Here is a 14,689-nt window from a genome sequence, read left to right as displayed (position 1 = left end):
CATGAAGGAATTGACTTAATACAAGATAAACTTCATTTTGATTTTGGTTTTGCTAACTTTTTGCATAGTAAAAATGGTGTTTTAACGGGAAAAGTTGGCGGAGAAATTATGTTTAACAACTCAAAAGGTATTATACTACAAAGACTTAAGAAATTTTTAAATTTAAAAACAGAAGAAATTATGTGTGTGGGTGATGGAGCTAATGATATTTCTATGTTTAAAGAGTGTGGATTAAAAATAGCTTTTTGTGCCAAAGAAATTTTAAGATCCCATGCAGATATTTGTATAGATAAAAAAGATTTAAAAGAAATAATAAAGGTAATACAATGAAGAAATTTTCACTATGGTGTGATTTTATAGAAAATGAATTTTTAGATCATGAATTTTTAGATTTAATATACTCAAGAACAATCAACGGTGCTACTTCAAATCCTGCTATTTTTAAAAATGCGATTTTAAATTCAGCTATTTATAAAGAAAAAATCAAAAAATCAAATCTTAAAGATAAAAAAGCTTTATATGAGTATCTTGCGGTAGAAGATATAGCTAAGGCTGCAGATAAATTAGCTATTAATTATTATGAAAATAATGATGGTTTTATCAGTATTGAAATTGACCCAAGATTAAAAGATAATACTAGTTTATCTTTGGCTGAAGCAAAAAGATTATACACGCAGATTGCAAAAGAAAATGTGATGATGAAAATTCCTGCCACAGAAGCTTCTTATGAAGTAATGCAAGAACTAATGAAAAATGGTATTAGTGTAAATGCTACTTTAATTTTTGATTTTGAACAAACTAAAAAATGCTTTGAAGCTTTAAATTTAGGTTTAAAAGAATTTAGAAAAAATAATATCGCAGCTAAAAAAGAGCCTCAAGCAGTTATTAGTATTTTCGTAAGCCGTTTTGATAGATTATTAAATAATCAAGTTTTAGATAAAAATTATATAGGAATTCTTACTGCAACTAAGGCTTATAATTATATCATTAAACAAAATGAAGCAAATATTAGAGCTTTGTTTGCAAGCACGGGTGTTAAGGGTGATGATTTAGAAAAAGATTATTATATTAAAGAATTGCTTTATGATAAAGCTATTAATACTGCACCACTAGATGCTATTAAGGCTTTTAAAGGTAAGCAAATTATATTTAAAGAGCCTTTAAAAGATGAGTGTATAGAGAAAAAATTGAATGCAAATATTTCAAAAGATGCTTTAAGTAAAGCTTGTAAAGATTTGCTTGATGATGGTTTAGAGCAATTTTGCATAGCTTATGAAGATATTTTAAAATCTTTATAAACTTATTTAGCTATAATTAGCGTTTATTTTTTTAGAAAGGAAACAGATGTTAGAAGGTATCGTTAGAGAGAGTATCGGTAGAAAAGCTGCTAAAGCTTTAAAAAGAGATGGTTATCTAATCGCAAACATCTACGGAAAAGGATTAGAAAACATCAATGCTGCTTTTAAAGTAAATGAATTTATTAAAGAAGTACGCAAAAAAACTACTTTAGCTTTTGATGTAAAAGTAGCAGATAAAGTATTAAATGTTGTGGTAGTTGATTATCAAAAAGATCCTGTAACTGCAGAATTAAAACACGTAGATTTAAAAGTAGCACAAAAAGGTGTTATTTCTAAATATATGGTTCCTGTAAAAATCGTAGGAACAGCTATGGGTCTTAAAAATAAAGGTGTTTTAATCCAATCAAAAAGAAGATTGAAAGTAAAATGTGCAGCTGAAAACTTACCAAATTATTTCGAGTTAGATGTAACTAAACTTGATGTTGGTGATGCACTTTTAATCCGCGATGTGGTTGTACCTGAGGGTGTAACTATGGTTGATGCTGATAGAGTAGCTGTAGTTGGCGTAGAAAAAGCAAGATAAAATGACCTTAGTCGTAGGACTTGGTAATATAGGAGAACAATACGCCCAAACCCGTCATAATGTAGGGTTTATGCTAATTGACTTAATTTTGAAAGACTTGCAAACAACAAAGCTTTCAAATGCTAAATTTAAAGGAGAGCTTTTTAAAAGCTCTTCTACTCTTTTTTTAAAACCTTCCACTTATATGAATTTATCCGGAGAAAGCGTAAAAGCTGTTAGTGGATACTATAAATGTGATAGAATTATTGTGATCCATGATGATATAGATTTAAATTTAGGTGCTTTGAAATTTAAAAAAGGTGGATCAAGTGGTGGGCATAATGGACTTAAAAGTATAGATCATCTTTGTGGTAATGCTTATGAGAGAGTACGCATAGGAGTAGGAAAAGGACAAGATGTAATTTCTCATGTTTTAGGGAAATTTAAACAAGAAGAACAAGAAAGTTTAACTAAGGTTTTAGAACATAGTAAAAAAGCCTTACTTGAGCTTTTAAATTCTGATATAGAAAAAATCGCTTCAAAATATTCTTTAAAAAGTTAAACGATGAGTATATTTTTTCGCTATATTTCATCTTTGTATTTAAAATCATTTTTTATTTTATTTTTCTCTTTGACTTTTTTCTTTGTAGCGATTGATTTTTTGCTCAATTTCAATAGACTGCCAAAAAGTGCAAATTTAGAGCTTTTATATATATTTTTCTTAACATGCTCGGCAGCTTCTTATATACTGCCTTTAGCTATAGTCCTTGCTTTGGTTTTATGTATTTTTAATATGATACGCTCGAATGAATTTGTTAGCTTGTATGCTTTGGGTTTAAGCAAAAATCAAGTGATTTTTTATCCTTTTTTATGGGCTATGTTTTTTTGTTGTGTTTATGTAGGACTTAATTTTAGCTCTTTTGCTTATGCAGATGAATATAAAAGTAATATTCTTAAGCGTGGCGTTGTAGATAGAGAGGGTGGGGAAGTTTTGATTAAATATAATGATAAATTTATTTATATACAAAAAACAAATTCTCAAACCCTATATAATGTAAAAATCTTTGATGTAAAAAATTTAGACATTCAAAGCATAATCCATGCAAAAACTGCTAAATTTAATGGAAATTCTTGGGATTTAAATGATGCTAAAGCTACTAATGTACCACAAAATTTGATTGTTTCAAAAGAGGGTTTGAGTATAGAAGAATTTAAAAATATTAAAGGTTTAGAAGACTTTTCTCCAAAAATTTTAGAAAGAATTTCTTTAGTAGAGAGCAATCCTTCTTATTCTATTTTAGACGCACTAGAAAGTATGGTAATTTTTGCAAAACAAAACATTTCTACTAATACACTTAGGACAAGTTTGTATTCTTTGGTTCTTACGCCATTTTTTGCACCATTTTTAATGCTTATTGTGTATTATTATTTTCCTTTAACAGCAAGATTTTTTAATCTCGCACTTTTAGCTTTTGTGTTTTTTGTGTGCATACTTTTGGTTTGGGGTTTGTTGTTTTTATTAACAAGATTGAGTGAAAATGAAATTTTACTTCCAGAGCTTGGTATAATGCTACCAGTATTTATTTTAATAAGTATAGGAAGTTTTTATTATTTTAAACACAAATAACTACAAGTGAGGTTTTTATGGATTATTTAAAACTAGCAAAAGAATATAACACACCATTCTATATTTATGATTTTGATAAAATTAAAGAGCGTTTTACAATGTTAAAAGATGCTTTTAAAGCAAGAAAGTCACAAATTTTTTATGCAGTTAAAGCAAATTCTAATTTAAGCGTTTTAAAGCTTTTAGCTTCTTTAGATAGTGGGTTTGATTGTGTTAGTGCGGGTGAGATTTATAGAGCTTTAAAAGCAGGAGCTAAAAATTATAAAATTATTTTTAGCGGGGTAGGTAAAAATGCTGATGAGTTAAAATATGCTTTAGAGCAAAATATACTTTATGTAAATTTAGAAAGCTATGAAGAAATGCTTCTTTTAGAACAAATTGCTAAAGAAAGTCAAAAGATAGCTCGTGTAAGCATAAGGGTAAATCCAAATGTAGATGCTAAAACACATCCTTATATTTCTACAGGTTTACATGAAAATAAATTTGGCGTAGATATAGAAAGTGCTAAAAAAATGTATCTTTATGCTAAAAACTCACAATTTTTAGAGCCAGTTGGAGTACATTTTCACATAGGTTCGCAAATTCTTGATATAAGCAGTATCCATGAGGCTTCAGCGATTGTTGCAAAATTAGTAAAAGAGCTTTTGGCTTTGAAAATTAATATTAAATTCTTTGATATAGGTGGGGGTTTAGGAGTTTGTTATAAAGATGAGCAAGAACCAAATTTATATGATTATGCTCAAGGAATTTTAGCAAGTTTGCAAGGTCTTGATGTGTGTATAGGTATGGAACCTGGTAGGTTTTTGGTAGCAAATGCAGGTGAGTTTGTTACTAAAGTTTTGTATGAAAAATTTAATGATAAAAAGCGTTTTGTGATTGTTGATGGGGCAATGAATGATTTATTGCGTCCAAGTTTATATAGTGCTTATCATGAAATCAAGCTTTTGAGCGAAAATAAAGAAGAAAGCCTTTGTGATATTGTTGGCGGGGTTTGTGAGAGTGGAGATTTTTTAGCTAAAGATAGAAAACTAGCTAAAACAAAAGCAGGAGATTTGATCATAGTTAAAAGCGCAGGTGCGTATGGTTTTAGTATGAGTAGTAATTACAATACTCGTAATAGAGTATGTGAGTTAGCTTGTGAAAACGGCACGGTAAGAATGATTAGAAAAAGAGAAAGTTATGAGGATCAAATTGCTTTAGAGCTTGATTTTTTAAAGGATTGAAATGTTGTTTTTAGATGTGCAAGGAACTTTGATTTCAGATTATGATAAAAGTCCTATAAATGGTGCTTTAGAACTCATTAAATCTTTAAATAAAGAAAAAATTCCATATGTGATTATTACTAATAATACCAAAAGATTAGATTTTTTAAATTATTTGCAAAATTTGGGTTTTGAAATTAATGAAAAAGTTTATATCGATCCTTTTTGTGTTTTAAAAGATCATTTAAAACCTTGTAAAATAGCAGCTTTTGGAGCAAAAGAATTTTTAGATTCACTTCAAGAGTTAGGTTATGAGCTTGATTATAAAAACCCAAAAGCATTTTTACTAGCAAGTTATGATGATTTTAAATTTCAAGATTTTGCTAGTATGATAGAGTATCTTAAAAATGGCGTGCAAGCTATAGCAATGCATGAAAGTAGTATTTATAAGAAAAACTCAAGGCTTTATCCAGGTGTTGGAAGTATCATGTCTATGCTTAAAAATGCATGCGAGTTTGATTATAAAGTGATAGGAAAACCTAGTAAGGCTTTTTATGAAAGTGCTTTAAATTTATTAAAACAGCAAGATTATAATGCAAGCTTTGAAAATACTTTAATCATTAGTGATGATTTTAAAGGTGATTTGCTTGGTGCCTATGAACTTGGCATGCAAACAGCCTTAGTTTTAAGCGGTAAAATTTCTAACATTCAAGGTCTTGATACAACTAAACTTAATTTTGTATATGATAGTATTAAGGATTACTACATATCGAGGTTTAAATGAAAGAGATAGAAAAATTACGCAATAAAATCGATACTATCGATGATAAAATTTTGGCTTTACTTAATGAAAGAATGCTTCATGTTAAAGATATAGGAGTTATTAAGCAAAATTTAGGTGGGAGTATTTATAGACCTGAGCGTGAAAGAGCTATTATAAATAGACTTAAAAATTATAATCATGGTTTATTAGATCAAAATGCAATCGAAGCAATTTATCAAGAAATTTTTGCTGTATCAAGAAATTTAGAAATGCCTCAAAGCATAGCTTATTTAGGACCTGAGGGAAGCTATACACATCAAGTAGCAAGAACACGTTTTGGTGCTATGAGTCGTTATACTCCACTTGCAAATATAGAAGATGTTTTCAAAGAATTAGCTCACAAAGAAGCAAAATATGGAGTAGTGCCTATAGAAAATAATACAGCAGGTGCAGTGGGTGTGACGCTTGATTGTCTTGGAAAATATGAAGATGTAAAGATTTTTGCTGAAATTTATATGGATATTCATCATTCTTTTGTAAGTATGAGTGAAAATTTAAAAGATATTAAACGTATATATTCTCATCCACAAGGTTATAATCAATGTAGAAATTTTTTAGAAAGTCATGATTTAAGTGAAGTAGAATTTGTAGCAAGTAAATCCACAGCTCATGCAGCTTACTTAGCTTCGCAAGATGTTACTTCAGCTGCGATTTGCTCTAAGATTGCAGCAAAACTTTATAATGTACCTATATTATTTGAAACGATTGAGGATAATTTGGCAAATCGTACTAGGTTTTTGATTTTAAGTGATATAAAAATACCTCAAATGCCTCATTGTAAAACTTCTATTTTAGCACTTGCTGCACACAAACCAGGTGGGCTTAGTGATTTGTTATATGAGTTTAAAAAAGAAGGGATAAATTTAACAAAACTTGAATCACGCCCTATAAAAACAAGAGAATTTGTGCATAGTTTTTATATAGATTTTGAAGGACATATTGATGATGAAAATGTCCAAAGAGTATTAAAAAAAGCCGAGCATATAAAATGGCTTGGATCATATTTATCAGGAGAAAGCAATGAAATTTAATCCTTTTTTAGAAGCTAATAAAACTTATGAAAGTGGTAAGGATATGGATTTAATTGCTAAAGAATATGGTTTAAAAGAAGTTATTAAACTAGCAAGTAATGAAAATCCTTACGGTACAAGCAAAAAGGCTAAAGAGGCTATTGTAAATAATGCACATTTAGCTCATTTATATCCTGATGATACTATGAGTGAATTAAAACAAGCTTTAGCACAAAAATATGATATTTTAAAAGAAAATCTCATCATAGGTAGTGGGAGTGATCAAATTATAGAATATATAGTGCATGCAAAACTTGATCATTCTAAGGCTTATTTGCAATGCGGGGTTAGCTTTGCTATGTATGAAATTTATGCAAAACAACTAGGAGTTAAGGTTTATAAAACTCCAAGTTTAACCCATGATTTAAATGAGTTATATGAGTTATATCAAAAGCATAAAAATGAAATTAAAGTAATCTTTTTATGCTTACCTAATAATCCTTTGGGCGAGTGCTTGGATGCGAGTGCGGTTTTTGAGTTTTTAGAAAAAATTGATGAGGATTGTTTGGTAGCCATTGATGGAGCTTATAATGAATTTGCTTCATTTAAAGATAGCAAAAAGCATATCAACCCTAAAGAATTAATCCATAAATTTCAAAATGCAGTATATCTAGGAACCTTTTCTAAGCTTTACGGTTTGGGTGGCATGAGAGTGGGTTATGGTATAGCTTGTAAGGAAATTATTAATGCATTTTATAAATTAAGAGCACCTTTTAATGTGACTAATTTGAGTTTAAAAGCTGCTGTTGCTGCATTAGATGATGATGAGTTTGTGCAAAAAACCTTAGAAAATAATTTTTCACAAATGAAACTTTATGAAGATTTTGCTAAAAATTATAAAATTCGATACATTCCAAGCTATACAAATTTTATTACCTATTTTTTTGATGAAAAAAATAGCACAGATTTATCTGAAAAACTGCTTAAAAACGGTATAATAATAAGAAATTTACAAAGTTATGGTTTAAATGCTGTGCGTATAAGTATAGGTACAGAGTATGAAAATTCAAGGTTTTTTGAAGAGTTTTCTAAAAATTTTTAGTTTGTAGGAAATAAATGGATTATAAAACTATACTGCACCAAGTAGGTCAGCTTTATCAAAATTTAAGTTTAAGACAGCGTATTATCATTGCTGCTTCTATTGTTGTTGTAGTTGGATTTTTAGTATTTTTAACCCTTTTTAGAAGCGGTTCTACAGTGGCTAGTGAGGCTGGATATTCAGTATTATTTGAAAATGCTAATACTAGCGATTCGGCGATGATAGTAACTCAACTTGAAAAAAGTGGGGTTCCTTATATTTTGCGCAATGAAGGAACAATTTTAGTTCCTAATGAACAAGTATATAAGCAGCGTTTAGCTATTGCTTCTGCAGGATTATTGCCAAAAGATAATAAGGTAGGTTTTGAGCTTTTTGATAAACAAGAATTTGGAGCCACAGAAGCTGAACAAAAGGTAAAATACCAAAGAGCATTAGAAGGTGAGCTTGCTAGAACGATTGAAAGTTTAGAGCCTATTCATAGTGCTACGGTGCATATTGCTTTTGCTAAAGATACACTTTTTACTCAACAACAAGTCCCACCAACTGCTTCAGTAGCTTTGACAATAAAAGAAGGTTTAAAGCTTAATAAAAAGCAAATTATGGGGATTAAAAACTTAATTGCTTCCTCAGTGACAAAACTTACTCCTGAAAATGTAAAAATCATGGATCAAAAAGGTATTCCTTTAGATGATGAGGGTGCTTTTGAAAGTGATTTAATTGCTGCTCAAATTAAATATAAAAGAGATCAAGAATATGAATTAGAGCAAAAAATTGTTGCTTCTATTGCTCCATTTGCAGGCGGTTATGATAGGGTAGTAGCAAAGGTTAGTATTGATTATGATTTTTCTAAAGAAGAATCACAAAGTGAAGTTTATGATCCAAATACAGTTGTACGCAGTGAGCAAACCTTGGAAGAGCATAGAGAAGGCTATAAAGATAAAGAAATTCAAGGTGTACCAGGTGCTGTTTCAAACATCGGTCCTGTAGAAGGTTTAGATGATAAAGGTGCGCGTGAGGTTTATACTAAAAATCAAACCACAACTAACAATGAAATTTCTAAAAAAATCACCAATACCACTAAGCAATTTGCAACCGTTAAGAGAATTTCTGCAGCTGTTGTGGTAGATGGAAAGTATAAAGTAATTACTGATGATCAAGGAAATGTTACTAATGAATATATTCCTTTGAGTGATAAAGAAATTAAAGCGATTGAAAATCTCACTAAAGGTGCTATAGGTTTTAATCTTGCTAGGGGTGATGCGGTTGAAGTAAATAATTTGGAATTTCATAGAACAGCTAAAGTTGAAAATAAGGTTCAAACTTTTTATTCAAGATTTGTTGAGCCATTTATCCCACCTGTTAAGTATGTCTTTGCTGCGATTTTGCTTTTTATCTTTTACAAAAAAGTTATTGTGCCGTTTTCTCAAAAAATGCTTGCAGATATCAAGCTTGAAGAAGAAATGGAAGGTAAAGATGGACAAGTTATTGATGAAGCTGAAGACGCTATTGAAAAATTCAATGCAGCGCGCAAGAAAGTTGAAGAACAACTTGGCTTTGGGGATAATTTTGACGAAGATGCGCTTCAATATGATGTCTTGCTCGAAAAATTAAGAGCAGTGGCTAATGAAAAAGGTGAAGAAGTAGCATTGTTGCTACAAAAACTTGTTGAAAATGAAGCTGAATTTGGTGAGAAGGATATCTGATGATAAAGCTTAGTGAAGAACAAAAAATGGTCTATGATGACCTTTCTATGCCAGAAAAGGTCGCAATTTTTTTAATTCAACTTGGAGAAGATGTAACAACAGTTTTATTTTCTCATATGGATATTAATGTTATCACTGAAATTTCTCGCTATATTGCTTTAGCAAAAAATGTTGACAAACCAGTTGCTACTGCAGTGCTTGAGGAATTTTATACTTTATTACAATCAAACCAGTATCTAAAAAGTGGTGGTTTGGAATATGCAAAAGAAATTTTATTTAGAACTTTTGGTCCTGAAATTGCCAATAAAATTTTGGAAAAACTTACCAAAAGTATGGAAAATAACCAAAATTTTGCTTATCTTTCTCAAATTAAACCACAACAGCTTGCTGACTTTATTATTAAAGAGCACCCTCAAACCATAGCTTTGATTTTAGCTCATATGGATACTACTCAAGCTGCTGAAACTTTGGAGTATTTTAGTGATGAATTAAGAGCTGAAGTTGTAATAAGAATGGCAAATCTTGGGGATATTTCACCTTCAATCATCAAAAGAGTATCTGCAGTGCTTGAAAGTAAGCTCGAAAGCCTTACTTCTTATAAGGTTGAAGTGGGTGGTCCAAGAGCAGTTGCTGAAGTGCTTAATCGCTTGGGTCAAAAAGCTTCTAAAACAACACTTTCTTATATTGAACAAAGCGATGAAAAACTTGCTACAACCATTAAAGATTTAATGTTTACCTTTGATGATATTTCTCAGCTTAGCACTAATGCGATTAGAGAAGTTTTAAAAGCTGCTGATAAGCGTGATTTGATGATAGGTTTAAAAGGTGCAAGCGAGGATTTAAAACAAAAATTCATGTCCAATATGTCTACGCGTGCTGCTGAAGCTTTTGTAGAAGAAATGGGCTTTTTGGGTGCTGTGCGTGTTAAAGATGTAGAAGAAGCACAAAGAAAAGTTGTAGAAGTGGTGCAAAAACTTGCAGAACAAGGTCTTATCCAAGTGGGTGAGGCTGATGAGATGATAGAGTAAGATTATGGCAAAATTAACTAATGTAATTTCACCCGAAAACATTTCTGCTCATGTAGTTGAGGGTTATCATTTTAAAGTTATGAGTGAAATGCCCTCTAATGAAGAACAAAAACAAGAAGAAACTCAAACTATAAATCAAACTCCTCTGGCTCAAAATACTACTCAGCAAGCAGTAGAAAATCAAACAGTAGAAACTACCCCACAAGTCCCACAACCACAAATCCAACCTGATTTTGTAGAAGATTTGCTTAAAAAAACTGATGAAATGTCAGGAAATATTATTAAATTACAAATGCAAATAGAAAGCCAAGAGGCTGAATTTAACAATCGCTTAAATACAGAATTAGAACACGCAAAAGAAAAATTTACTAAAGAAGGTTATGAACAAGCTCAAAAAAATTTTGAAAGTGAATTAGAAGCTTTAAAAGAAAAATACTTAAAAAGTGTAGAAAAACTTGAAAATACAGTGCAAAATTTAAATGAGTTTTTATCTAAAAATGAAAAAGAATTAGCCGATACAGCTGTAATTATCGCAAAAGAGGTAATTGCAAAAGAACTTGAGGAAAATTCCTCACTTATAGCCTTAAATTTGGCAAAAGAACTTATGAATGAGCTTAAAAATGCTACTAAGATAGAATTAAAACTTAGCCCTGATGATTTTGAATATGTAAAATCACATTTAGAACAAGAGCAAAGTAATATCAAATTTAGTCTTGATGATGCGATTAATAAAGGAAGTATTTTAATATTAAGTGATGCGGGTAATATAGAATCAAATCTTAACAATCGTTTGCAAAAAATCAAAAATATGGTTAATGAATGATAGATTTAAATAACTTAAATATTAAAAATATGCAAATTAAAGAACTAGAAAATTTAGCTATTAATTTGCGTGAAGTTATTATAGATACAGTGAGTAAAAATGGTGGACATTTAAGTTCAAATTTAGGTGTAGTTGAGCTTAGCATAGGAATGCATTATGTTTTTAATGCGCAAAAAGATCCTTTTATTTTTGATGTTTCACACCAATCTTATCCACATAAGCTCTTAAGTGGTAAAATAAATAATTTTCATACTCTAAGACAGTTTAATGGTTTAAGTGGTTATACAAAGCCTGATGAGGGAGATTATTTTGTAGCAGGACATTCAAGCACTTCTATATCTTTAGCAGTTGGAGCTTGCAAGGCTATAAGATTAAAAAATGAAGATCGTTTGCCTGTTGTATTAATAGGCGATGGAGCGCTAAGTGCGGGTATGGCTTATGAAGCTTTAAATGAACTTGGCGATAGAGAATATCCTTGTGTAATTATTTTAAATGATAATGAAATGAGTATTTCAAGGCCAATTGGGGCTATTTCAAAATACCTTTCTCAAGCAATGGCAACGCAGTTTTATCAAAAATTTAAAAAACGCATAGAAAATCTTTTAGAATACTTTCCTCAAGGTGCTTCTTATATGGCAAAGCGTTTTGAAGAGGGTTTAAGACTTATTACACCTGGACTTTTGTTTGAAGAATTAGGACTTGAATATATTGGACCTATTGATGGGCATAATTTAAATGAGGTTATTAATGCGCTCAATCAAGCAAAAGCTATGAATAAACCTTGCGTTGTACATGCGCAAACTATCAAAGGTAAAGGTTATGCATTAGCTGAAGGTAAAAATGCTAAATGGCATGGGGTAGGTGCTTTTGATAGAAGTAGCGGGGAGAGTTTAAAGGCAAATGTAAGTAAAAAAAGTGCTACAGAAATTTTTTCAAATACACTTTTAAATTTAGCTCAAAAATATGAAAACATAGTAGGCGTAACTGCTGCTATGCCAAGTGGTACTGGAATAGATAAGCTAATGGAAAAATATCCTGAACGCTTTTGGGATGTTGCAATTGCAGAACAACATGCAGTTACTTCTATGGCGGCTATGGCAAAAGAAGGTTTTAAACCTTTCATAGCAATTTATAGCACTTTTATGCAAAGAGCTTATGATCAAGTAATTCATGATTGTGCTATTATGAATTTAAATGTAGTTATAGCTATGGATAGAGCAGGAATTGTAGGAGAAGATGGAGAAACGCATCAAGGTGTTTTTGATGTTAGTTTTTTAAGTGCTATTCCAAACATTACTCTAGCGGCTCCAAGAGATGAGGCTATGATGGAAAAAATCATGGAATATGCTTATTTTCATCAAGGTGTTTTTGCTTTTCGTTACCCTAGGGGTAATTTTTTATTAAATAATGATTTTAATCCATGTGAGATAAAACTTGCCAAAGCTCAAATTTTATCTAAAACACAAAGCGATAAAGTATTTTTAGGTTTTGGTCAAGGTGTAGCCAAAGCAAAACTAGCTTTGGATAAACTTGGTTTAGATTATGCGAGCTTAATAGATTTGATTTTTGCAAAGCCTTTAGATGAAGAGCTTTTAAAAGAGTTGGCAAAAGATACAAAAACTTGGTTTGTTTTTTCAGATAGTGCTAAGATAGGTGGGGTGGGAAGTTTAATTATAAATTTTTTACAAAAAGAAAATCTTTATCACATAAAGCTAGTAAGCTTTGAATTTGAAGATTGCTTTATCACGCATGGTAAGGCAAATGAGGTTGAGCAGTTTTTAAAACTTGATGTTGATTCTTTATGCAAAAAGATTAAAATTTATTAAAAGATAAAAAATATCCTTTAATATAATTATTTTTTTATAAAAAAAGCGTTATACTATAGAAAAAATATTGGAGAATTTATTATGGAACTTATTCAAATGCTTAAAAACTGTGATTTAAAAGCTACTCCACAAAGACTTTGTATTTTAAAAATTTTAAAACGCCATGAACATCCTAATATAGAATCTTTATACGAAAGCATTAAGGAAGAATATCCTTCTATTTCTTTAGCTACAGTGTATAAAAATTTAAATACTTTAAAAGAACAAGGTTTGGTTGTAGAAATCAATACGCCAAATCAAAAAACTTGTTATGATATTTATGAATATCCTCATATTCATGTAATTTGCAGCAAATGTAATCATATAGAAGATGTATGTTATGAAGATAGTGGGATTAATAAATATCAAGAAGATCTTGAGAAAAAAATTGGCAATATTATTGATTATCTTGGTGTATTTGCCTATGTAAATGGCTGTAAAGCTTGTAAAAAATAAAATGGTTTGTGAAGTTCAAAGACGCTTTTTACTCGAAAATGATGATTTTATAAAAATTTTAAAAGAAGAAAAAATTGCTTATTCTAAGGATAAGATACGCGTTTTTTTTACGCGTATAAGTCCTTTTTGTGATGTTAAATATAAAAAAATTAATCAAGATTATTATCAATTTTCACTTTATAAACTGCACGATATTATAGATAAAAAAACTCATAAACTCTCTAAAAAAGAATTTAAGCGTCAAAGTAAAAATGCCATAGGGAATATCATTAAAAAAACTAGAATTAGTTTTGAGATTAATGGCATTTGGTTTTTTCTTTACAAATTTAAAAATAATTTGCAAGATTTAATTATTTTGAAAGTTATTTTTCCTACTTTTGAGCAAGCAAAATGCTTTAATTTACCTCATTTTTTGCAAAATTATAAAGAAATCACAGATAATGAAAATTTTTATAGTAAAAATTTAGCATTATATGGAGATTTTTCTAAAATTTTTGATAGCACAAAATGTATTAAAATTTTAGACAAGCAAGAAGATATTAGTTTATATTTCCCAAGTCAAATTCAAAGTTTTGAAGCGGGTAAAATCTTACTTTTTGTGCTTTTAAAAAGATTAAAAAATGATAGATTAAATTTTTTACAAAAATTAACCTTTGAAAGCTTAGAGCAATTTTTTATAAGCCTTAGGCAAATTTGTATTTTCTTTGAGTTTTTTAGCACTCTTTTTGAAAAAAGTATTCAAAATAAACTTCAAAATTATATTTTAAATTTAGAAAAACAAGTATGTAGTGATAAAAATTATAAATTTGAATTAGAAAAATATATTTTTATTTTAAGTGATGAAAAAATCAATGATATTTTTCTTAATATGGATTTTATTTTAAAGAATGATTGTGATTTTTATCAAGGAGAAAAAAATCAAATTTTAAAGTCCTTGGTAGCTTTTAAACTAAGAAAAGAATTAGTTTTTTTAAAGAAAAAAATTGTAAAATCCCAAAGAAATCTTGAAGAAGAAATAGAAAAAATAAATTTTTTATTATGCTATTTTGCAACTATGTTTGAAGAAAAAAGTATTGAAAAACTAAAAAATTATTTTGAATATAATCATTTAGAGCAAATTTCATATGATGAAAATATAATAAAACAAATTGAAAAAAGTATTAAAAAATTAAAAATATATAGTTAGGAAAAAC

At 29.6% G+C, this 14,689-nt stretch carries 15 protein-coding genes; all 15 read left to right on the top strand.

The genetic code is table 11. The features are described from left to right. A partial coding sequence (locus CAMP18497_RS06955; protein WP_337213422.1) for an HAD hydrolase family protein occupies positions 1–330 on the top strand: 330 nt, incomplete at its 5' end. Then, positions 327–1,298: a transaldolase gene (locus tag CAMP18497_RS06950; protein WP_337197429.1), complete on the top strand. Its 972-nt coding sequence runs from the start codon at positions 327–329 to the stop codon at positions 1,296–1,298. The genes CAMP18497_RS06955 and CAMP18497_RS06950, both read left to right, overlap by 4 nt. 46 nt (positions 1,299–1,344) lie before the next feature. Further along, positions 1,345–1,881 carry a 50S ribosomal protein L25/general stress protein Ctc gene (locus CAMP18497_RS06945; RefSeq protein WP_133319540.1) on the top strand — a complete coding sequence of 179 codons (537 nt, stop codon included), beginning with the start codon at positions 1,345–1,347 and terminating at the stop codon, positions 1,879–1,881. A 1-nt stretch (position 1,882) separates the two neighbouring features. Continuing rightward, the gene (gene pth / locus CAMP18497_RS06940) at positions 1,883–2,422 is read left to right on the top strand and encodes an aminoacyl-tRNA hydrolase (protein WP_337213420.1); all 540 of its coding nucleotides are present in this window, start codon (positions 1,883–1,885) and stop codon (positions 2,420–2,422) included. 3 nt (positions 2,423–2,425) lie between these two features. Continuing rightward, positions 2,426–3,487 (top strand): LptF/LptG family permease, encoded by a 1,062-nt coding sequence (locus tag CAMP18497_RS06935; RefSeq protein WP_337213418.1) that lies wholly within the window; start codon positions 2,426–2,428, stop codon positions 3,485–3,487. Positions 3,488–3,504: 17 nt separating this feature from the next. Continuing rightward, entirely contained in the window at positions 3,505–4,710 is a 1,206-nt protein-coding gene (gene lysA, locus CAMP18497_RS06930) for a diaminopimelate decarboxylase (protein ID WP_337213416.1), read from the top strand. 1 nt (position 4,711) lies between these two features. Continuing rightward, complete coding sequence (locus CAMP18497_RS06925) at positions 4,712–5,473, top strand: HAD-IIA family hydrolase (protein WP_337213414.1); 762 nt, start codon at positions 4,712–4,714, stop codon at positions 5,471–5,473. After that, the gene (gene pheA / locus CAMP18497_RS06920; protein WP_070255253.1) at positions 5,470–6,543 is read left to right on the top strand and encodes a prephenate dehydratase; all 1,074 of its coding nucleotides are present in this window, start codon (positions 5,470–5,472) and stop codon (positions 6,541–6,543) included. Before CAMP18497_RS06925 ends, pheA begins: the two co-directional genes overlap by 4 nt. Then, complete coding sequence (gene hisC, locus CAMP18497_RS06915) at positions 6,533–7,624, top strand: histidinol-phosphate transaminase (RefSeq protein WP_337213412.1); 1,092 nt, start codon at positions 6,533–6,535, stop codon at positions 7,622–7,624. The genes pheA and hisC overlap by 11 nt, the downstream gene beginning before the upstream one ends. 14 nt (positions 7,625–7,638) lie before the next feature. After that, positions 7,639–9,324 carry a flagellar basal-body MS-ring/collar protein FliF gene (fliF, locus tag CAMP18497_RS06910; protein WP_263675421.1) on the top strand — a complete coding sequence of 562 codons (1,686 nt, stop codon included), beginning with the start codon at positions 7,639–7,641 and terminating at the stop codon, positions 9,322–9,324. Further along, the gene (gene fliG / locus CAMP18497_RS06905; protein ID WP_039619192.1) at positions 9,324–10,352 is read left to right on the top strand and encodes a flagellar motor switch protein FliG; all 1,029 of its coding nucleotides are present in this window, start codon (positions 9,324–9,326) and stop codon (positions 10,350–10,352) included. The genes fliF and fliG overlap by 1 nt, the downstream gene beginning before the upstream one ends. 4 nt (positions 10,353–10,356) lie before the next feature. Beyond that, positions 10,357–11,175 carry a flagellar assembly protein FliH gene (gene fliH / locus CAMP18497_RS06900; RefSeq protein WP_337213409.1) on the top strand — a complete coding sequence of 273 codons (819 nt, stop codon included), beginning with the start codon at positions 10,357–10,359 and terminating at the stop codon, positions 11,173–11,175. Then, positions 11,172–13,001, top strand: coding sequence for a 1-deoxy-D-xylulose-5-phosphate synthase (gene dxs / locus CAMP18497_RS06895; protein WP_337213407.1), 1,830 nt, complete (start codon positions 11,172–11,174; stop codon positions 12,999–13,001). The genes fliH and dxs overlap by 4 nt, the downstream gene beginning before the upstream one ends. 81 nt (positions 13,002–13,082) lie before the next feature. Beyond that, positions 13,083–13,496, top strand: a complete 414-nt coding sequence (perR, locus tag CAMP18497_RS06890) for a peroxide-responsive transcriptional repressor PerR (protein ID WP_087699633.1) — start codon at positions 13,083–13,085, stop codon at positions 13,494–13,496. 1 nt (position 13,497) lies between these two features. Then, positions 13,498–14,682, top strand: a complete 1,185-nt coding sequence (locus tag CAMP18497_RS06885; protein WP_337213405.1) for a hypothetical protein — start codon at positions 13,498–13,500, stop codon at positions 14,680–14,682. Positions 14,683–14,689: the final 7 nt, after the last annotated feature.

This window comes from Campylobacter sp. W0066.1, from assembly GCF_024723635.1.
In the GTDB taxonomy this organism is placed as follows: Bacteria; Campylobacterota; Campylobacteria; order Campylobacterales; family Campylobacteraceae; genus Campylobacter_D; species Campylobacter_D lari_C.
The sequence above is the reverse complement of the archived record's forward strand: the minus strand, read 5'-3'. Positions and strand labels throughout refer to the sequence as shown.

Bases quoted from the DNA above. Each gene is read 5' to 3' on its own strand.
- CAMP18497_RS06950 (WP_337197429.1), top strand. From the start codon at position 327: ATGAAGAAATTTTCACTATGGTGTGATTTTATAGAAAATGAATTTTTA.
- CAMP18497_RS06945 (WP_133319540.1), top strand. From the start codon at position 1,345: ATGTTAGAAGGTATCGTTAGAGAGAGTATCGGTAGAAAAGCTGCTAAA.
- pth (WP_337213420.1), top strand. From the start codon at position 1,883: ATGACCTTAGTCGTAGGACTTGGTAATATAGGAGAACAATACGCCCAA.
- CAMP18497_RS06935 (WP_337213418.1), top strand. From the start codon at position 2,426: ATGAGTATATTTTTTCGCTATATTTCATCTTTGTATTTAAAATCATTT.
- lysA (WP_337213416.1), top strand. From the start codon at position 3,505: ATGGATTATTTAAAACTAGCAAAAGAATATAACACACCATTCTATATT.
- CAMP18497_RS06925 (WP_337213414.1), top strand. From the start codon at position 4,712: ATGTTGTTTTTAGATGTGCAAGGAACTTTGATTTCAGATTATGATAAA.
- pheA (WP_070255253.1), top strand. From the start codon at position 5,470: ATGAAAGAGATAGAAAAATTACGCAATAAAATCGATACTATCGATGAT.
- hisC (WP_337213412.1), top strand. From the start codon at position 6,533: ATGAAATTTAATCCTTTTTTAGAAGCTAATAAAACTTATGAAAGTGGT.
- fliF (WP_263675421.1), top strand. From the start codon at position 7,639: ATGGATTATAAAACTATACTGCACCAAGTAGGTCAGCTTTATCAAAAT.
- fliG (WP_039619192.1), top strand. From the start codon at position 9,324: ATGATAAAGCTTAGTGAAGAACAAAAAATGGTCTATGATGACCTTTCT.
- fliH (WP_337213409.1), top strand. From the start codon at position 10,357: ATGGCAAAATTAACTAATGTAATTTCACCCGAAAACATTTCTGCTCAT.
- dxs (WP_337213407.1), top strand. From the start codon at position 11,172: ATGATAGATTTAAATAACTTAAATATTAAAAATATGCAAATTAAAGAA.
- perR (WP_087699633.1), top strand. From the start codon at position 13,083: ATGGAACTTATTCAAATGCTTAAAAACTGTGATTTAAAAGCTACTCCA.
- CAMP18497_RS06885 (WP_337213405.1), top strand. From the start codon at position 13,498: ATGGTTTGTGAAGTTCAAAGACGCTTTTTACTCGAAAATGATGATTTT.